The 18,458-nt window shown below is 36.8% G+C and carries 19 protein-coding genes and 1 pseudogene; 4 read left to right on the forward strand and 16 right to left on the reverse strand.

The genetic code is table 11. The features are described from left to right. Positions 1–890: hypothetical protein (locus MLOOGBEN_RS28460; RefSeq protein ID WP_218781371.1), on the forward strand; the 890-nt coding region annotated here is incomplete at its 5' end. A 345-nt stretch (positions 891–1,235) separates the two neighbouring features. Here MLOOGBEN_RS28460 and MLOOGBEN_RS28465 read toward each other — a convergent pair. The 3 genes from MLOOGBEN_RS28465 to MLOOGBEN_RS28475 all read right to left on the reverse strand — a co-directional run bounded on the left by MLOOGBEN_RS28465 (position 1,236) and on the right by MLOOGBEN_RS28475 (position 3,544). Next, a complete protein-coding gene (locus MLOOGBEN_RS28465) occupies positions 1,236–1,379 on the reverse strand; it encodes a hypothetical protein (RefSeq protein WP_179161613.1) in 144 nt (47 codons plus the stop codon). A gap of 579 nt (positions 1,380–1,958) precedes the next feature. Next, on the reverse strand, positions 1,959–2,360 hold the full coding sequence (locus MLOOGBEN_RS28470) for a hypothetical protein (protein WP_179161614.1): 402 nt from the start codon (positions 2,358–2,360) through the stop codon (positions 1,959–1,961). Further along, complete coding sequence (locus tag MLOOGBEN_RS28475) at positions 2,294–3,544, reverse strand: competence protein CoiA family protein (RefSeq protein ID WP_179161615.1); 1,251 nt, start codon at positions 3,542–3,544, stop codon at positions 2,294–2,296. The genes MLOOGBEN_RS28470 and MLOOGBEN_RS28475 overlap by 67 nt, the downstream gene beginning before the upstream one ends. A gap of 151 nt (positions 3,545–3,695) precedes the next feature. On the opposite strand from MLOOGBEN_RS28475, the gene MLOOGBEN_RS28480 reads away from it, so the two are divergent. Further along, complete coding sequence (locus tag MLOOGBEN_RS28480) at positions 3,696–3,977, forward strand: hypothetical protein (protein ID WP_218781372.1); 282 nt, start codon at positions 3,696–3,698, stop codon at positions 3,975–3,977. Next, entirely contained in the window at positions 3,977–4,303 is a 327-nt protein-coding gene (locus MLOOGBEN_RS28485; protein ID WP_179161617.1) for a hypothetical protein, read from the forward strand. Before MLOOGBEN_RS28480 ends, MLOOGBEN_RS28485 begins: the two co-directional genes overlap by 1 nt. A 216-nt stretch (positions 4,304–4,519) precedes the next feature. Here MLOOGBEN_RS28485 and MLOOGBEN_RS28490 read toward each other — a convergent pair whose 3' ends face one another. The 12 genes from MLOOGBEN_RS28490 to MLOOGBEN_RS28545 form a co-directional block, all read right to left on the reverse strand. Next, positions 4,520–5,467, reverse strand: coding sequence for a hypothetical protein (locus tag MLOOGBEN_RS28490; RefSeq protein WP_179161618.1), 948 nt, complete (start codon positions 5,465–5,467; stop codon positions 4,520–4,522). 89 nt (positions 5,468–5,556) lie between these two features. Further along, positions 5,557–6,036, reverse strand: coding sequence for a hypothetical protein (locus MLOOGBEN_RS28495; protein ID WP_179161619.1), 480 nt, complete (start codon positions 6,034–6,036; stop codon positions 5,557–5,559). A 262-nt stretch (positions 6,037–6,298) separates the two neighbouring features. After that, the gene (locus MLOOGBEN_RS28500) at positions 6,299–7,534 is read right to left on the reverse strand and encodes a TerD family protein (RefSeq protein WP_179161620.1); all 1,236 of its coding nucleotides are present in this window, start codon (positions 7,532–7,534) and stop codon (positions 6,299–6,301) included. Between the two features lie 237 nt (positions 7,535–7,771). Then, on the reverse strand, positions 7,772–8,449 hold the full coding sequence (locus MLOOGBEN_RS28505) for a uracil-DNA glycosylase (RefSeq protein ID WP_179161630.1): 678 nt from the start codon (positions 8,447–8,449) through the stop codon (positions 7,772–7,774). Positions 8,450–8,668: 219 nt separating this feature from the next. Continuing rightward, entirely contained in the window at positions 8,669–9,952 is a 1,284-nt protein-coding gene (locus tag MLOOGBEN_RS28510; protein ID WP_179161621.1) for a Zn-dependent hydrolase, read from the reverse strand. Positions 9,953–10,052: 100 nt separating this feature from the next. After that, positions 10,053–10,823 (reverse strand): amino acid ABC transporter ATP-binding protein, encoded by a 771-nt coding sequence (locus MLOOGBEN_RS28515; protein ID WP_179161622.1) that lies wholly within the window; start codon positions 10,821–10,823, stop codon positions 10,053–10,055. Between the two features lie 23 nt (positions 10,824–10,846). Further along, the gene (locus MLOOGBEN_RS28520; protein WP_179161623.1) at positions 10,847–11,503 is read right to left on the reverse strand and encodes an amino acid ABC transporter permease; all 657 of its coding nucleotides are present in this window, start codon (positions 11,501–11,503) and stop codon (positions 10,847–10,849) included. A gap of 11 nt (positions 11,504–11,514) precedes the next feature. Then, entirely contained in the window at positions 11,515–12,351 is an 837-nt protein-coding gene (locus tag MLOOGBEN_RS28525) for a substrate-binding periplasmic protein (RefSeq protein WP_179161624.1), read from the reverse strand. A gap of 54 nt (positions 12,352–12,405) precedes the next feature. Further along, positions 12,406–13,611: a Zn-dependent hydrolase gene (locus tag MLOOGBEN_RS28530; RefSeq protein ID WP_179161625.1), complete on the reverse strand. Its 1,206-nt coding sequence runs from the start codon at positions 13,609–13,611 to the stop codon at positions 12,406–12,408. Between the two features lie 12 nt (positions 13,612–13,623). Further along, complete coding sequence (locus MLOOGBEN_RS28535) at positions 13,624–14,985, reverse strand: MmgE/PrpD family protein (RefSeq protein ID WP_179161626.1); 1,362 nt, start codon at positions 14,983–14,985, stop codon at positions 13,624–13,626. 3 nt (positions 14,986–14,988) lie between these two features. Beyond that, entirely contained in the window at positions 14,989–16,371 is a 1,383-nt protein-coding gene (locus MLOOGBEN_RS28540; RefSeq protein WP_179161627.1) for a dihydroorotase, read from the reverse strand. A gap of 23 nt (positions 16,372–16,394) precedes the next feature. Beyond that, the gene (locus tag MLOOGBEN_RS28545; protein ID WP_179161628.1) at positions 16,395–17,126 is read right to left on the reverse strand and encodes an IclR family transcriptional regulator; all 732 of its coding nucleotides are present in this window, start codon (positions 17,124–17,126) and stop codon (positions 16,395–16,397) included. A gap of 293 nt (positions 17,127–17,419) precedes the next feature. Here MLOOGBEN_RS28545 and MLOOGBEN_RS28550 point away from each other — a divergent pair, with 293 nt between their 5' ends. After that, a complete protein-coding gene (locus MLOOGBEN_RS28550; protein WP_179161629.1) occupies positions 17,420–17,806 on the forward strand; it encodes a hypothetical protein in 387 nt (128 codons plus the stop codon). A gap of 215 nt (positions 17,807–18,021) precedes the next feature. Here MLOOGBEN_RS28550 and MLOOGBEN_RS28555 read toward each other — a convergent pair. After that, a pseudogene (locus MLOOGBEN_RS28555) lies at positions 18,022–18,297 on the reverse strand (uracil-DNA glycosylase); the annotation flags it as partial. Positions 18,298–18,458 lie beyond the last annotated feature (161 nt).

Consider the following 18,458-nt stretch of genomic DNA (forward strand, 5'->3'; position numbering starts at 1 on the left):
ATACGTGGACATTATACTCGTCTACATCCGGACAGGCAATACCGTCAACTATCGGTAATTTATGGTTGGCAAAAACAATTACTGAAATAGACAATTTGAAAGCTTTAGGAGTTAAAGAGAAGGATTTAATCGTATTTCTATTTTCAAAAGGATATGTTGTAAACATCGATAAGTTAAGAAGAACTTTAATTGATTATGTAGAAGAAATGGTTTCTAATTTCAATTATTTGCTAGAAGTTGTTGATGATGAATGTAATAAAGAATGGGTTGTAGAACAAATTGCTGAGGAAAACCTTCCTAAACAGAATACAGGAAGACCTAGTAAAAACAACCTTAGCCAAAAAATAATAAGAAGGAAAAAAGAAGAAGAGAAATTGTTATCTGTACTAAATGTTATTAATGAAATCTTTTCTAATGGACACATAAATAATGAGACATCTTTAACGTTTCTAGAACAGCTAGGTTATACCTCTAGGAAATCCAATTCAGATGTATTTTACCCCCAGAGATGGATGAATGTTAGTAGTTGGAAAGAATCCATTCAAAAGGTTTCTGATAAAGACATTTCAGAAGTACAGTTGACTTTTAAATTAATAGGGTTATACGAAGATTATTTTAAGGCGAATGAATCCAAGTCGGAATTTATTGATCACTTCATTTCACCGTTTATAACAATCTACAAGAACTCAGGGCTTGGTAATCCGCTACTGGAAGCAAACCTATTAAAGTTATTAATTGTTCTGTTCCTTGTTAACCAAGAGCTATATAGATTTTTAAACAATTTTTTAAGTTTAAATGGATATATTAGAGACTCAGAAACACTCAGTGTAACACTCCCTCTTGTCCTACAAAATTTGGACAAGGAGTTGATAGGAGGTGTAAAAAAATAAATGAGTAACTTCCTTTACACCTTTTCACTTAGTCTTGTTATTAATCATATGTTAATTTACTTTACTGACTTTCTAAAAATAGAGGTATTAATTGGAGGAAAGTCAATAAGTACACCATTAGTTATATGCCTATGTTTTTTACTTTTAAATACTCACAAGAAAACCAATTTTAATAGTGTTATAGACTTGTTAGATAGATGATAATATCTCAAAATAGTTTATAAATTAGGATGAATGCAGAATCGAAACTCCTATTTAATTATCAATCAGCCGATATGTTCCACGCAAAACTCTTAAGCAAACGTTATTTGCTTTTAACATTTGATAAGGGGTTTCCACCTTTATCTATACGGCCATATCGGCTAAGGCTGTACTTACATCTACCCAGTTATTAGGATAGTGGGAAACAATCCAATCTCTGATTTCAGTAATTGTTCTTTCAACTCCTAAGTCTTTAAAAGCTTCTATTCCTCCATCATATACACTCATTTAAATTACCTCGTCTCAGAACAATATAGATGAACGTTTACTCGAATTACTTGAGCTTCAAGATAGGTATCTAGAAGCATTCGAGCAAAAGACTTTTCCCATAGCAGTTCTACAAGAACGGTTCCAAAAGGTTACAAATGAAAAGGTCGAATTAGAACAAAAGAAAAGTGAAATATCTATACACTTAGGCTTTTCTGACTCAAAAATTATTCAACCCGAGCTTATTCAAATGCTCTTGGATCTCTGCCGTCTATGGCAAGCACCGAGAGAAAGACAAAAATACTTACTTCAGCTACTTCTTCATAGAATTACAATCACGAAACGCAGTGGTCAACCAAGAAAGGTCGATAGAGTTGAACTAGACTTTGACTTTACAAAGGTCAATGTTTCAAAGACCTTTACTCTTATCCACATGTTGTGTTGAGAAACGGATAATAAAGATAGTTATTCACAGTCAATACCCGCTTCCGACAACAAAATACAACCTTATTTACAACTTTTTTGCCTCTATTTATGGTACGGTTCACCGTACCATAAGTTCCATTGAAGTAGATTTGTAAGCGTAAAAAAACTTTTATGTTAATTTGAAAAGGTAATATTAATTTTCCTTTTTAAAACCTTTTTCAATCCTATTTGGTAGAAATTCAAAAACTCCTTTACAGGATACTGAACATTTGAATCTTTTTGACTAAAGGTTATCCCAAAATCTTTCATATCACTTAATAACTTATTCATTGAAACAGCTAGATCATCCTCTTGCTGATGTTCCTTTATCCATTTTAAAATAAACTTTCGCCATATCGCTGGCTGTCCATCGATAAAGTGATCACCGCTAATTGGATGGGATAGTAGTTTTTCCTTAAATTTTTCCCGATGCTCTTTTGCTATTTTCTCTTCTGTTGTCTCAAACGATGCTACTGGCTGAGCCTGAATTGACCAATTGGTTCTTTTTGCGTACGTCCTTCCTGTTTTTTGTACCATTCCCATTCTTCTGGGGACATACTTATAGGTCGCTCGTTTGCAGCTCTTGCTATTTCCAGCATTTCACGCTCTATTTGTTCGTCGGATATTTGCACTCTTTCATACTCGGTCTTATAACGGTCTTTTGGTTCCATACTCCATTGTTCTGAAACTGCCTTCTTTTCCACTTCTTCACGCTGCAATTTTTCCAATGCTTCTTTTTGAGCTTTTTCCTCATCTTCTGCCTGCTTAATCTTTCCCATTAGTGATTGCATAAAAGCCAGGCGCAGATCCTCTTCATTTTCACGGTAAAGAAGGAAATCATCCAACTGATTATTCAAAGTTAGTGCTTGTTCCAAAGGAATCGTAGGTTCCGAAAGTTTGTAAAAAGTTAGGTTACGATTATTTTTTTCTGCCTCTAAAAAACGGATAATTTTGCATGTTCGACTTTCAATATTTACGTATGCGATACTCTTGGTGTCAATTGTGACGTCAATCCTTGTTTTTAAAAATTGTAATGCTGGTCTAGGAATCTCTTGAATTAAATACTGATCCCAGTGCTGGTCTTCCTTACTCTTATTGGCTGCCTGCAATTCAGCAATCAACAGCGTCCCTTTATTTGTTTCTGAATTTATCGCTAGCCAAATGTCATCAATAAAAGAAAACACTCTAAATCCTTCTGCTTTATATGCATTCATCCGTTTTGCAAGATTATGAGCATAGCTGCCTTCTGAGATTGAAGTATAATAATCAATCGCCCAAATTTCTTTCGAAAATGGAAAGCTCACAGTAAAATCAGGAATAAAGGAAAGCTTCTTTTTATAAAAATAGCCGCGTTCTATCTCGGCACCAAAAGGCTTAAGCTGACCTTCTAGTATCTCTCTAAATACCGTCAATCCGATATCTTTCTTTTTCTTATCTTGATTGGAAGAAACCTGATTTTCATAGGTTTTGCTATTTTCTGAGTAGGTACATTTTTTTCCATCTAGGTGCTTAAAGTAAAAGGGTCTTCCTTCCTCAACTGTTAGATTCATATTTACAGGTTCATCACAGCAAGGGCAGGTGAATGCTTTTTTCTTCGAGAAAGCTCGTAATTGATCATTAAGCTTTCTTTTAATCTCACTTCTATTTAAATTTTGCCCTTCAAGCTCCATTCTCATTGCTTCAATGTTCACTAGATCCCCATGTAATAACGCCTCATCCAAACTCCACACATCCCTTTTGGAAAAATACCTATATTTTACTATTATTATAATATAAGTAAATTGAAGTGGGTATTATTTCCCTATTCACGCTTCCCTCTCCCAACAGATGGCTATATAGATTACTACATATATGGCCTTCTCCTAATTATTTATGGAGGAATTTTGGCGACACATACCAGAAGACTGGGACCTTATTGATTATATTGGATTAATTATGAATATACTCAATGATAAGGAAAACGATATATACATCTATTTCAAAGAGAACTTTAATCAAAATTACTTTATTTTTGCCGATGGAAATAGTTGGATTGTAATTATAGGAGAAGATGGAATTATTGATACAGCCATGATTGCCGATAAATATGACAGTTATTTAGATGTTTCAAAGGGATATAAATATATCGGTAAATTAAAGGAGGTTTTACATTAATGGATTACTTAAGGGATATTGAAGAGTATGGTGAAGATGTTAATGATTTTGAAGTAAGTCCATTTGAAACGATTGATATGTTACATCGTCGCAGTCGATTAAATAAAGAGTTCTCTAAAATGACGTTAAGAGAGCGCATTCTTCTAATGAGATATGATTTACGATTGCTGGAAAATATGGAACGAATGGTTAAGCATATAGAAATAGTTTATGACTTTTCCAATTCTGTCGAACCACTTGAAGAATGGTGGTGGCACCTGGATAAGGTAGCAACAGGTGAATTAGAAATAGAGATTGGGTTGAGCCCTAAAGACAAAGTCCTGTAAATATTTAAATACACTCTCTAATGAGCACGAAAAAGACATGGCTAACAGTGGCGGCAGGAAAACTTTTTTTACCCCACTTTTGTAAGGCGCCCAATCATTTTTTAAAATTGCCATTCTCTTTTACACTCTTTTCAAGATACAGTGCAAGCCAATGTTCGCTAGGTTCACCGTATCCTATCTAAATGCGAAAAAACAAAAAAGAGGGATTATCCCCCTTCACTCACTACTGACCATTTGTGCTACCTTTATAATCTGCATCTCCTTTTGAACATTGCTTATTGACGTAATACTACTCTTGGATCGTTGAGCTAAATCATTAGGTAGCTTTTGTATCTTTTTTATAGAGGCATCTAACTCCTTCTCTAAACTTTCATTTGACCCAATTTCAGAAATGCCTTCATTTTCCTTCCAGAACTGCATTGTATTTAGCGTATTTTCCCCCATTTCCTTGGCTGAATTAATAAGGGATTTAGTTTTATTTACGGTAATTAAAACGCCTGAAGATAGTTCAAGAACATTATGAGCTTCTATAGTAGTATTCCTTAAGTCTTCAATCTGATAAATCAAGTTTGAGTTTAACTCTTGTTCAATTTGAAATAACTTCTCAATGCTTTTTTCCTTTTGATATTCTTCGAATAATAAACTTAACTCTTGATGAGAATCACTCATCTCTTGTTTAATAACTGTTAATTTCTCCAAACCAAATAATAAGCTATCAATTTCATCAACTTGACTCTGTGCAAAATCTAATATATTACTTATGTTACCTATAGGAAGATTAACAACAGTGTTGACTCCATTAAAGACTTTAAGTGCCGGGTCAAATTTACCTATTGCATCCCTTATAGGAGCTAATTTTCCATCTAGCCACTCAACTTTTTCAACTAAAAAATTTATATCCTGATTGTATTTATCTAGATCGCTAATTATTTTTGGTAGTTCTGTTTCTATTATTTTTAACGAATTGTTTCTAGCTTCATTTACTTGGTTTTTCATAGTATTTATCTCTGTTGTGTTACCAACACTATTGTTAACAACTATTTGACTAGCGGTAAATCCGATAGAACCTGAAATTAACATGGATGAAATAATTGTAATAGGAAACAAATTTCTTTGCAGTATCTGTTTCAGGTTAGTTATAGCCCTCTCCTTCTCCAATTCCATATATGGCTCTCTCCTCTCACATTACGGGAATATTTTTGTAATTATAACCATTGTCAACCTACCTAAGAATTGGATTACAATATTTAGACTTATGCCGATTCTTTATCCATTTGGATTATCCGTTTGCAAACATCATAACACTCATCAATATGTGAATTTCCAAGGTATTTCATGGCACCAAAACTAATTCCAGCAGAAACTGCTTGACCTACGAAAGGTATAAACTTTGTAACTTGTTTAACTGCAATACGAGCTCCAACCTTTTTTAACAAGAGCATTACAGTTTGTTTTGTTATTAGCTTACCAACCAACTGACTTCCGATAGAGGAAATAATAACCAATATCTTACCTTTTATTGCTGCGTCTAGATCGTCAATTTGTACTGGAGACAATCCAAATTTTCTATTAATTGCAGGAAGTAGTTCCAACATAATGGCTACGTCAGCACCGACATCCGCCCCTGGTACTGGAATAACTGCTGCAGCTGCTGAAGCCGATGCTCTTTTATTAACCATGGATTTACATTCTTCCTTTATTCGGTCTAATTCAGAAATTGACTTTGGTATCACTTTTATTCCCCCTACTTTTATCCTAGTTTTTAATTTATTCGACAGAATTTTACGGTATTCCTCTTTTATCCAATAATTTCTACAATTTTCTACCATCTTTAGTTCATCAAAATTTCAAAAAAAACAAAAAGGAGAAGAGAAATCATCATCAGACAATTTCTCTTCTCCTTTTGTTGCAAATCGCTCTACAAATGCGAACGGTGCCAGGCACAGTTCGCTTTAATCTAGTTACCCCTTAGAAACCTACACCTATTAATAAGCTCTACTTGTAATCATTTTTTGGTCCTTTATCCATTATAACTTCTACCATATTGGAAGAACCCATCCTAAGTTTAGGTCTATTCTCTGAGTTCGGTGAACTATAAAGCTCCAATGGGCTAATCATTACTCCTTCTGAGGTATTATGAAGGATTCCGGGTACACAGGAATAAATTCTATCATTGTTATTTGCATTTTTTGCAGATATAGTAACTGAGGTTCCATTATGATTATCTATACTCATGGACACCTTGTATCTATAGAATGAGCCTGTCCCATTTGACTGAGCAGAATAGACCACAGGAACAACTGCGAGAATATCATTATTTAACCTTAATTTAATAACTTCTGTCTTAGTTGATCCGCTATTTCTCCTAACATCCCCCATATGTTCTACTGCTCCGTTGCCAAAACTTCTGAGCGGAGGTGTTCCTTTTGCCCCAAACATAGCAACATCTATCTGCTTACCTTCCTTTGTATAGACTAAAGCATATATATCATAATCTGTCCCAGTCTTCCAAGATACCGTAGCCGTAATTTCTGGTGTTTTTTCAATAATCACTGGTCTTTGGCCTTTTTCGAGACTTACTTTACCCTTTACCTTTTCAAGGCTTATCAGTGACATCGTGTTATTTTCAGGAACAGTTTGAGGTGTATCAGGTTCTTTTGCGGTTTGTTTTTGAATAGGTTTAGGTTCAGAAGGCTTGCTTTGCTCATCAGATTCAACCTCAACACCGTAATTTTTACATAACCCTTCAAGTCCAGAATCAAACCCACGCCAGATTGATTTTGCCTTTATCTGGCCATTCCTTAGATATAATTCTAATACTATGATCCCATTTTCATTTGTGAAACTAGATGGGGTTAACTGGATAATCGTATTATCGGTACATACCTCTGCCTTTAAATTCTTTACATTTGAAAATCCCGTGCTATTATCCTCTGTAAGAGTTATCGCTATTTTCGTAATACCTTCAGGGACTTTACTCATATCAAAATTAATTTTATGTACTTTTGTATTACCTACTATTTCAGTTGGTATAAGGGTAGCTACACCAGAAGCACTCTTTGGTTGATTATAAAAAATAATCCCGCTATCTCCTTGTACCTTGTCTGAAGCATTTAAAAGAAAAGCTGTTAAAGAAATATCGATTGAATTAGAAATCTCATGGCTAACAGTAACATTACCTTTTGGCGAACTTAAAACTGTATTTGCTCCCATCTGAAGAAATTGATTCATTTAAGACCACTCCATTCCTTTATCTATTTATCAAACCTCACTTACTTACGATACGCTGACCGTATCATAATTTCCAATGAATTAGATTTCTATGTGTAAAAAACTATTGGTGTAAATATGCTGAGACGTAAAAGGGTAATATGCAAGAACGATAAGAGATACCAAAACTGAAACTTTCCCACCTGCCAAAAATCACTTATCAATTAGTCCATTGGTGTATAGGAACATTCCCTTTACCTAAAGATCTTTTATCCGCCAATCAATCTCATTACTCCCAATTTCTCTCAAGTACATATTCGCTTTAGAAAATGGCCGGCTGCCGAAGAAGCCATTATGAGCAGATAATGGGCTCGGGTGAGGTGATTTAATAATAAAGTGATGGGATCCAGTAATCAATTGTTGCTTTTGTTGTGCGAAATTACCCCAAAGGATGAATATGATTGGTGTTTCCCTTTGATTCAATATTTCTATGACTCTATTGGTGAACAACTCCCAACCGAAACCTTTATGAGAGTTTGCATTTCCAGCGTGGACAGTCAGCACGGTATTTAACATTAGGACTCCCTGTTTTGCCCAGTCCACTAGGTATCCATGATTAGGTATAGAGCATCCCACATCCTCCTGAAGTTCTTTATAAATATTACGTAATGATGGAGGGATTTTCACTCCCGGTTTCACGGAGAAACTTAAACCGTGGGCTTGTCCTGGACCATGATAGGGATCCTGGCCGATAATAACTACTTTCGTATCTTTATAGGAAGTGTAGTGGATGGCGTTAAAAATATCTTGTTGCTCTGGATAAATGACCTTTGTTTGATATTCCTCTTGCAGCTTTTTCCTTAAGTCTTGATAATACGTTTTCTCAAATTCGGCCTCCAATAAAGGCGCCCAATCATTTTTTAAAATTGACATAATCTTTCACTCTCATTTCTAGATTGTTAGATTATTTTAATTATAAGTATAAAAAGGAGGGTTAGAAACACTTCGAGCCATAAAAAATGCGAACAATGCTAGGCACTGTTCGCTTACTCTCTGCTATAACACTATTTATGATATGGTTCACCGCACCTTAAATAACCCCAATGCCAATTAATACAAGGATAGGTTATAAACGGGGCGTGACAAAAACACCGACTACATCACCAGCTCATATAAAGCTTCTTTAAGTACTTTACAACCAGCAATAATATCATCTAAAGTGGTCCATTCTTTAGGATTATGACTTATTCCCTCTTGGCTTCTAACAAAAATCATTGCAGTGGGTACATGTTTTCCCATAATCATAGCATCATGTGCTGCCCCACTGGGTAAAAATACAGGCGTAAATCCTGATTTCTCTACTGCAATTTCTACAATATCCCTCACCCAATCATGAGTCAGTACGGGGTTAACTTTTAATTTTGTCTCCATTATTACTTGCAGACCACGCCGTTCAGCTATTTCTATAGCTAAATTCTCAATACTTACTATCAGGTTATCTCTGCTCTTTAAATAAATATCGCGAACATCAACAACTAACTCCACACGACCAGGAATGACATTAATCCCCCCAGGATAGACATCTATTTTTCCAACTGTAGCAACCGCTGTATCACTATATTTACCTGGCATACCTTCAAGTTTGGTCATAAATTCACTGGCAGCTGCCAATGCATCAAGCCTTTGTCCCATAGGAGTGTTTCCGGCGTGCCCCGCTTCCCCATTCCATTGGATCCACAAATTAGCCGGTCCTGCAATACCTGTCACAATGCCAACAGGACTATTTTGCTGCTCAAGGACCTTTCCCTGTTCAATGTGAATTTCAACAAAAGCGTAGATCTCTTCTGTTTTTCGAACAGCCTTATTAAGAAGTTCTATATCTAACCCGTCTGCTTTCAAGGCCTGTGTAAATGATATACCTTCTTCATCTATTTCTTCTCTTAGGGATTGAGAAGATGCGTCTCCCATCATCACTCGACTCCCTGTTAAACCACCATTAAAACGAATACCTTCCTCATCAGAAAAGATTACAACTTCTAGACTCCTATCAGGTACAAACCCAGTTTCAGTCCATACTTGCGCAACTTCGAGAGCGGTAAGAACTCCTAAAGTCCCATCAAAGTGGCCGCCATTTGGAACAGTATCAACATGTGAGCCCACAAGGACAACTGGAAGGGATGGATTCTTCCCAGATAGCCGCCCAAATACATTTCCAGCTTGATCCTCGTAAACCTCTAATCCAATTTCCGACATCCATTTCTTGACGGTTTCTTTTGCTGAGCGTTCTTCCTTGGTATAGGCCATTCTATTTGACCCGCCAGCGTTCGTCATTCCAATAGAAGCAATTTGAGAAATTCGCTCCGCTATTCTCTTTTCATTAAATTCTGATAAGTTATATAAATTCTTAAACTCACCTATTAGTTTGGTTTTAACTCCCATTACTCTTCACCTTCTATTAAACGTTAATCCTATTTGTTTATTTATAATTTTTTAAAAATAAAAATGTAATCACAGATAGATGCTGCGATTACATTTCTCTTTAACTGACTGGTTGTAAATTTTGCAAGAACTTCGTAACACGTGGATTATTATTTGATCCAAATATTTCATCAGGTGTTCCTGTAGTCACAATTTGACCATCTTCCATGAAAATTACTCGATCAGATACTTGTTTTGCGAATCCCATTTCATGCGTAACAATCATCATGGTCATTCCTTCTTTGGCTAGACCTGTCATAATTTGAAGAACTTCATTTACCATTTCAGGATCGAGTGCAGAGGTAGCTTCATCAAACAGCATAACACTTGGTTCCATGGCCAGAGCCCTTGCGATAGCGATCCGCTGTTGCTGACCCCCAGATAGATCACTGGGATGTTCATTTCTTTTATCGTATAAACCAACCTTCTTTAATAATTTATCTGCAATTTCAATGGCTTTTTCCTTTGGCATTTTTTTGACAATCATGGGACCCTCGATAATATTTTCAAGAACCGTTTTATGTTTCCAAAGATTAAAATGCTGAAAAACCATACCGACCTTGCTTCGGACTTTGCTCATCTTTATTTTAGATGCTACAGTCAATTTGCCAATGGAGTTTACTTTATAATCAATTGATTGCCCCTCAATAAACACATTTCCTTGAGATGGAACCTCTAAAAAATTTATACACCGAAGAAGAGTACTTTTTCCTGAGCCACTGGGTCCTATTAAAGAAACAACCTCACCCTTGTTGACCGTTAATTGAACATTATCTAAAGCAATTTTATCGCCATATTTCTTTTGAATATTTTCCATTTTAATGGTTTCCATGAATATACCTCCTTTCGTTCCCATCACTTATTGTTGTTTTGAGTCTTGAGCTTCTTCTCTGTCCATGACTGTATTAACATCAGCGAACTAGTCATAACAAGGTAAAGAACTGCCGCAACTCCAAGAGTTTCCATAGGAAGATACGTACTGCTATATTGGGTTTGCGCATTAAGCATAAGATCTGGAACCGTAATCACGGATATTTGTGCCGATTCCTTAAGTAATACAACAGAGTTATTTATATAGGGTGGAATAATTAGGCGAACCGTTTGTGGAATCCGAATTCGAAACATGATTTGTAAAGGAGTCATGCCAATAGCTTCAGCTGCTTCGACTTGACCCTTTTGAACTGCCATCATTCCAGAACGAATAATTTCAGCCTTATAGGCCGTTGCGTTCAATGTCATAGCGAACAAAGCAGCAGCAAAAGCACTTAAAGTAATCCCAAATGGTGCAGCATAGTAAAATAAAAATAGTATGATCAAAAGAGGTAATCCTCGGAATAGCCAGATATATAGAAAGGCGATACTACTTACTATTTTGTTGTGTGACGTCCTAAGAAGACAGATCAGGAAGCCGAGCACCGTTCCAATTACAATAGCTAATAGGGATACTTCTAAGGTCACTAACGCCCCTTCTAAAAAGTAAGGCATCGCATTTGTAATTACATCCCAATTCATTTTTGCCCCCCCTATTCATCTCCAAGATCTTCAAAAGATAGTCCAAAATATTTTTGAGAGAGCTCATTGTATGTTCCATCTTCTTTTTTAGCTTGAATAATACGATTAATCTCCGCCTTCAATTCTGCCTGTTCTTTAGGTATAGCAACTCCAATTCCCTTAACATCAAATGGCTCTCCTATAATTTGAATGTCTTTTCCAGATGGAGAGTTTTGAATATACTCAGCCGCTGCAGGCAAGCCAATTGCAACTACATCAACACGGCCAGAAACTAAATCGGAAAAACTTTCAGCAGCACCAGGATATACTTTTAATTCTTTATATCCTCCAATTTGCTTAACAACCTCTTCGAATGCAGACCCTGCATTTACCCCTACAACTTTACCCTCAATATCATTAATACTTTTTACTGAGTTAGATCCTTTTTTAATAACAGCAACGGCTCCGTCTTGGGCGTAGGGTTCAGAAAAGTCAATCGATTTAGCGCGTTCTTCCGTAATGTTTACACCAGATAAAATAATATCGAACTTATTAGCTACTAAACCTGGGATTAATCCAGAAAATTGACCTGTAATAAACTCTGCTTCAACCCCTAATTCTTCGGCAATGATGTTTGCCCATTCAATATCGTATCCCGTCAATTCGTTATTACTGTCCATATACGAGAAGGGACGATAATTACCCGTTGTACCAATTATTAATTTTCCAGAGTTTTGAATTCTTTCTAGAGCGTTCTCTCCCTCAGCTGTTTCCTTGTTTCCTTCTTTAGCTTTGCTAGAGTTACTTCCACATGCAGTCAAGCTTACTAATGAAACAACAATAATTAAGAATAATAGGAACTTTTTCATATAACCCCTTCTTTCCTTTTTAAAATTGATTTATTTTCCCATAAACCTTTGATTTTATCTAACTTTAGTATAAATTTTCGCTAATTCTTGAATCGTTTGGAGCATAATATTTGCACCAATTTCAATGTCCTCCCATGAGGTAAACTCATCAGGGTGATGACTAATGCCGTCCTTGCTAGGAACAAAAATCATTCCCACATCCGTTAACGCAGTTAACGAATTTGCATCATGGTTTGCTCCGCTAAACATATATTGATATGGTACATTTTCCTCTTTACAAACGTTTTCAATACTCTCTTGAATGGACTTTGACAAGGAATTTGGATGTTTCTCTACGGCGATAGAAATCTCTGCATCGATATTTTCCCTTGCCCATATCCGTATGGAGCCTTCAATGTTCTTCATTTCGTTCCAATCGCTTCCTCGAATCTCGATCATTAATTCCGCTTCACCAGGAACCACGTTGGCAAGGTTGGGAGTGATTCCAATTTCTCCAACTGTCGCGACAATATCACTTTGAGCCTCGACCGCTAATCGATTTACTTCTTGTATTAATTGGGAAGCACCCAGTAATGCATCTTTTCTTAAAGGCATGGGAGTGGTCCCAGAGTGACTCGCCCGACCATGGATCGTAACAAATAATCTTAGAATGCCGGCAATAGCTGTTACAATCCCTATTTTCTTTTGGTTGGTTTCCAATACTGCTCCTTGTTCAATATGAAGCTCTAGGAAACAACGAAAATCGTCACTTGTACGTCTTACTGAAAGGCAATCCTCCCATATAAAATCAAACTGCTTCAACTTCTTATCAAAATCTTCTGATGGAGCGATTAAGCCAGATACCGCTCTGCTTCCAAATGTCCCGCCAAGAGGGTTTGCCTCTTCTCCAACAAATGCCACTAATTCAAGAGGTACCTCTGGTTCATAGCCATGTTCGACTAAAGTTTGCAAACACTCCAGTCCAATGACTACTCCAAGAGCTCCATCATAAAGGCCTCCTTCAGGAACGGTATCAAGATGTGAGCCAAAAGAAACAGCCGCCTCTTCTCTATCTCCCCATTTTCCATATACGTTCCCCAATTGATCTTGGGATATAGTTAAAGGGAGATTGGCAAGCCTTCCCTTAAGCCAGTCTAAAGCTTGCTTTTCTGCTGGTGAAAATGCTGGTCGAGTGTATCCCTTTTCTCCCAAATTCGCATTTGAACCTAATTCAAGGAGATTATTTTTTAATCGGTCAAGGTTTACCTGTAACGGTCTCACGCTATCCCTCCTTTATACTTCTACTTTTTGTGAAAAAGATTTTATCCACTGGCTAAAATGTTTCATCTGATCTAACCCCATCGTTGCTTGAAGAACGGATTCAACCTCATTTGCATTACCAGTTTGTGTTAACATGTTTTTATATTTTTCTACTAATCTTTTTTCAGGCAGTGGTTTGTCATAGCCGCCTGATGCATCCTCTACAAAACTACTTTCTTGACTGCCATTCTTCATCATAAGGGTCACCCTGGCTGCCCGTTTATTCGGTAACAACGCTGTCATTTCAGGGTCTTCTTTAACCATAATCCTTTTGGCTAAATCGCGAATGGATGGATCAGAGAAAACAGGTTCTTTATCGCTTTCATAGAGGTTATTCCCATGCAGCAAAGCAGATAATACGTACGGAATTGAAAATTTTGCAGAAAGTGCATTTTGGGGATCTGGATTTCCTAGACGTGCAGCTAAGCTATATGTTTCTACCAAACCTGATAAAATTTGGGAAGAGTCAAACTCTTTTTCCTGCAAGTTTTCTAATAATGCATCTATGGCAGAATGGGTAAAGCGACAGGACGGATACAACTTAAAATAGTTCTTCTCTATAAGTGGTGGTGACCATAAATCATTAAGGAACAACTCATAATCTATTCCCTTTGACATGATGCTTCCCCAAAGATGATCGACAACGCCGGGACTGCTTTGGAATCCAAAGGATTGAAACTGTAAGGCATGAATGGCGTGAAGACTACCTAATCCCGTATATAAATTTCTTGCATTCATCCCAGTAACCGCTGCTTCCCATGATGTAGCGATAGGGAACGTTGCTGCTAAAAGAACTGATTCTAAAATTTCGTTACTATTCTTTTTCTGTAAAATACCAGCAGCAGTGGTTCCTCCAATGATGCCCCAAGTTCCATGCGGATGCATGTCATCATTCATATTGCTGGCGTAAGCTAATCTTGCTGCCACCTCATACCCAATGATAAAAGCATGGATAAATTCTTGGCCTGATACATCATTTTCAATTGCCGCGATGAAGGAGGGAGCAAATAAATGTGCTGCTGGATGACCTTTAGCAAATTGATTTCCTTCATCCAATTCGTTACAGACAATCGCGGTACCATGTATGATGGCACTATTTGATGGTGTAGTATAAATGCCTGTTCCCACAATAGGAATAGTGTTAACTGGACATTTTTCTCGGGTACCAACACTTTGAATATAATTTTGAAGCTCAGGGGATGAAACACCGTACCAAGCAGCAAACAAGGTATCGGCAATCATCCATTTTGCCCGTTCAATTGTACTCTGTGGAATATCCCCCCACTTTAAACTCAAAAGTTTTTCAAGCATCTCTGTAAAATGGTTTATGGACAAAATTTACTTCCTCCCTGCTACGACCTTTTTAGCTGCTTTACCTGGAACGAAACTTCCGAAGCCCGGTTTCACGGTTACTTCATTTCCGTCATATACTGTAGTACCTCGAACGATTGTTTGTACAACTTTACCTTGTACCTTACAGCCATGAAATGGTGTCAATTTAGAATGGGAGCGGAACTTTGTTTCATCCACGATCCAAGACTGCTCTGGATCAATGACAGTAAAATCCGCATCATATTGAACTGCAATCTTCCCTTTTCCAGGGATTTGGAAAACCTCAGCTGGGTGTTGTGCCATTAACTTTGCGAATTCAACTGGCGTTAATCTCCCCTTAGCTACTCCGCTATCAAACATAAGTGGAGCGATAATTTCTAATCCAGGCAATCCCGATGCTGCAAGAAAAATGTTGTCTTGACCTTTTTCCTTATGCTCAAGGCCCCAAGGTGCATGATCTGAAGAGATTAGTTCAATATCCCCGGCTTGTAAGTGCTTCCATAATCCCTCAACGTCTTCCGGATTACGTAAAGGCGGGTTATTCTTAGCTCTTGGACCATGCTTTTCTAAGTCATTAACATCGAGAAGTAAATATGGATAACATGTTTCAGATGTAACCTGTACACCTTGTTTTTTAAATAAATTAATTAAATCAATGGTACGAGGATGACTTACATGTACAATGTGCAGCTTAACACCTGTCCAATAGGCAAACTCCAAAAGTTTTAACACAGCACTTGTTTCAGTTACTGGAGGTCTTGTTTCCATATGAGCACGTGGGTACACTTTATTTTCCTCTATATATTGATCAATCAGATCGACAATGATTTCGTCATTTTCCGAATGAAAAGCAGCAACCAAGCCTGTTTCACGAATTAATTCCATCGCGCGCATGATCTCAGGATCTGGAATTCTTGGGAAACGGTAAGCATCAGTCTCAAACGTTGACATTTTGAAAGCTACCGCACCTGCTTCTGCTAGTTTATTAATCTGGTCGGTCCCGCCCGTTTTAGAGATGGTTCCCCACAAGCAAATATCGACAACCGCTTCTGCTTCTAATTGTTTCACTTTTCTTTCAAACTGATCTACATTATTAATGGGATTTGGTAAATCATAGGGCATGTCCAAAAAGGTTGTCACACCGCCAGCTGCTGCAGAAGAACTTGTTGTAATAAATCCTTCATTTGGGTTGCTAAAACAATGTACATGGACATCAATCATTCCAGGAAATACAAAGGACTTCCCAAAATCTAGAACCCTACTGCCTTTTAACAAATTGGTCTCTTTTACAATAGAACTAATTTTCCCGTTATTAACTCCAATTTCACCAATTACAACTTCATCTTCTAAAACTAATTGTCCCCTTACAACTAAATCAAAGTTCTCCATAAAAATCCCCTCTCAAATGTGGCCTATAAATATTTTTCTATCTGATCCTTTGCCAACTGTAGGCAATCAATTAACGATCGTTCATCTTTTTTAAGCATTCTTTCGCTTGGTCCTGCAATGCTTACTGCTGCAACAACCTGATTATCCATATCTCGGATAGGTACCCCGTATGCTATTACTCCATCATCCACTTCTGAGTCTGAAATCGCGTAACCCCTATTACGGGTTTCCTCTAGTTTTCCCTTGAGCTGCTCTGGATCAACAATTGTATTTACCGTAAAGCTTTTTAATAATTCCAGCCTTGATAATTCGTCTACGGTCTCACTTGGCATATGGGCAAGTAGAGCGATAGAGGAGGCTCCAGCATAAAGCGGTAATATTTTTCCTTGGTCAGAAGATACTTTAATTGGTTCAGGGGAAGTAATCACTTCTAAACAAATCGCATTTAGCCCTGAAACAATAGTAAGAATAGAAGTTTCCCCCGTCTCGTTTGTAAGATTTCTCATGATTGGAAATGCTATGGAAGAAATGCTGCTGTCTGTCTTGACAATTTTAGCAAGTTCTAAGAATCGATAACCAAGCTTGTATAGGCCCCCATTACTTTCTATCAAATAGCCTTTCTCTTTAAGAACCCGGAGGTGTCGATAAACAGAACTTTGTGGCTGATTTAGCTTCTCAGCAATTTGAGGGACATTTAACTCCCTAGTTTGAAAATTAAACAAATCTAATATTTCTAAAGTTTTTTCTGCACTCACCTTGACTGTCTCATCCTTTCCTTCGATTTACTTTGAAGTAAATCTATGATTTTTTATTCCTAGTGAGTTAAGTTAGAGAAGATCAGGAATAAGTATTTTTATTTTTGATAATTGATAATCGATTATCAATTATTAAATTTGTATTTTAAATATACTATTAAATCAAAATATTTTCAATAATAATTTTTAGAAAATTCTAAACTGATGGTAAAACCTAAATTTTTATCCTCTCGCTTGTTTTCTTTGATCCACTTAAAATAAAGCTGCACCAATTTACAGCCGGTCCAAGTGTAGTGGAAGAGCCGATTGAACTCGATCACACTTTTGTTAGTGATAAAGTTCCTCAAGCTTTTGTTCAATCCGTAAAATACTTCTTTTCTGATGCAAAAACAATTGAAGAATACTGGCATATGGTACAAATCGCTGCATTTCGATTTGAATGTGAACAAAATACAGTTGACGTTCTCACAATCGCGATTCAGTCCTTTAAGCAACTTATCCGTAAACTGAAATCTACCAAGCTTGTAGTAAAACCAATTGCCTTCTTTTATGGCATTTTGACCAACAAAATAAAAGAATTCTATCTTGAACAATTATTTGAAAATCGATGTGAGAGTAAGCCGTTCCGTTTTGTGCTCGAGACAGGAGAAGTTATGTACTATGACTGGCTGCACGCTTAATGGGAGTGGAATAAGATAGAAGGTTTTACAAGCCGTAATTGAAATGGATCTGCCTCTGTCTCTTCTAATTCATCGTGGATATTTTTACAATAATTTTTAACCTAATTTATTTGTTTTTCACTTAATAAAAATAGATCATGGAATATCCAAGCTCTATCAAGGTGATCACTCTATAAATTCCAATGTCTTAAAAAAAATTTACGAACAGTGCCAGGCACTGTTCGTAATGATGGAGGGATTTTCACTCCCGGTTTCACGGAGAAACTTAAACCATGGGCTTGTCCTGGACCATGATAGGGATCCTGGCCGATAATAACTACTTTCGTATCTTTATAGGAAGTGTAGTGGATGGCGTTAAAAATATCTTGTTGCTCTGGATAAATAACCTTTGTTTGATATTCCTCTTGTAGCTTTTTCCTTAAGTCTTGATAATACGTTTTCTCAAATTCCACCTCCAATAAAAGCGCCCAATCATTTTTTAAAATTGTCATTCTTTTTCACACTCTCTTCAAGATTTTTAATTTAATTATAAGTATATAGAAATACTTATCACCATAAAAAACACGAACAGTGCAAGGCACCATAGCCATCAAGCGAATTTTTCGACAATAGCGGGAATTTTGTCTACTCTTGTGATTCCTAATTCGCTGCT

The organism is Bacillus sp. EB106-08-02-XG196 (assembly GCF_013396335.1).
GTDB lineage: Bacteria > Bacillota > Bacilli > Bacillales > Cytobacillaceae > Neobacillus.

What these genes read in the sequence shown, in the direction of transcription:
- MLOOGBEN_RS28515 (WP_179161622.1), bottom strand. Translation starts at nt 10,823, where the DNA reads ATGGAAACCATTAAAATGGAAAATATTCAAAAGAAATATGGCGATAAA.
- MLOOGBEN_RS28510 (WP_179161621.1), bottom strand. Translation starts at nt 9,952, where the DNA reads ATGGGAGTTAAAACCAAACTAATAGGTGAGTTTAAGAATTTATATAAC.
- MLOOGBEN_RS28480 (WP_218781372.1), top strand. Translation starts at nt 3,696, where the DNA reads ATGGAGGAATTTTGGCGACACATACCAGAAGACTGGGACCTTATTGAT.
- MLOOGBEN_RS28470 (WP_179161614.1), bottom strand. Translation starts at nt 2,360, where the DNA reads ATGGTACAAAAAACAGGAAGGACGTACGCAAAAAGAACCAATTGGTCA.
- MLOOGBEN_RS28500 (WP_179161620.1), bottom strand. Translation starts at nt 7,534, where the DNA reads ATGAATCAATTTCTTCAGATGGGAGCAAATACAGTTTTAAGTTCGCCA.
- MLOOGBEN_RS28490 (WP_179161618.1), bottom strand. Translation starts at nt 5,467, where the DNA reads ATGGAATTGGAGAAGGAGAGGGCTATAACTAACCTGAAACAGATACTG.
- MLOOGBEN_RS28520 (WP_179161623.1), bottom strand. Translation starts at nt 11,503, where the DNA reads ATGAATTGGGATGTAATTACAAATGCGATGCCTTACTTTTTAGAAGGG.
- MLOOGBEN_RS28525 (WP_179161624.1), bottom strand. Translation starts at nt 12,351, where the DNA reads ATGAAAAAGTTCCTATTATTCTTAATTATTGTTGTTTCATTAGTAAGC.
- MLOOGBEN_RS28465 (WP_179161613.1), bottom strand. Translation starts at nt 1,379, where the DNA reads ATGAGTGTATATGATGGAGGAATAGAAGCTTTTAAAGACTTAGGAGTT.
- MLOOGBEN_RS28540 (WP_179161627.1), bottom strand. Translation starts at nt 16,371, where the DNA reads ATGGAGAACTTTGATTTAGTTGTAAGGGGACAATTAGTTTTAGAAGAT.
- MLOOGBEN_RS28485 (WP_179161617.1), top strand. Translation starts at nt 3,977, where the DNA reads ATGGATTACTTAAGGGATATTGAAGAGTATGGTGAAGATGTTAATGAT.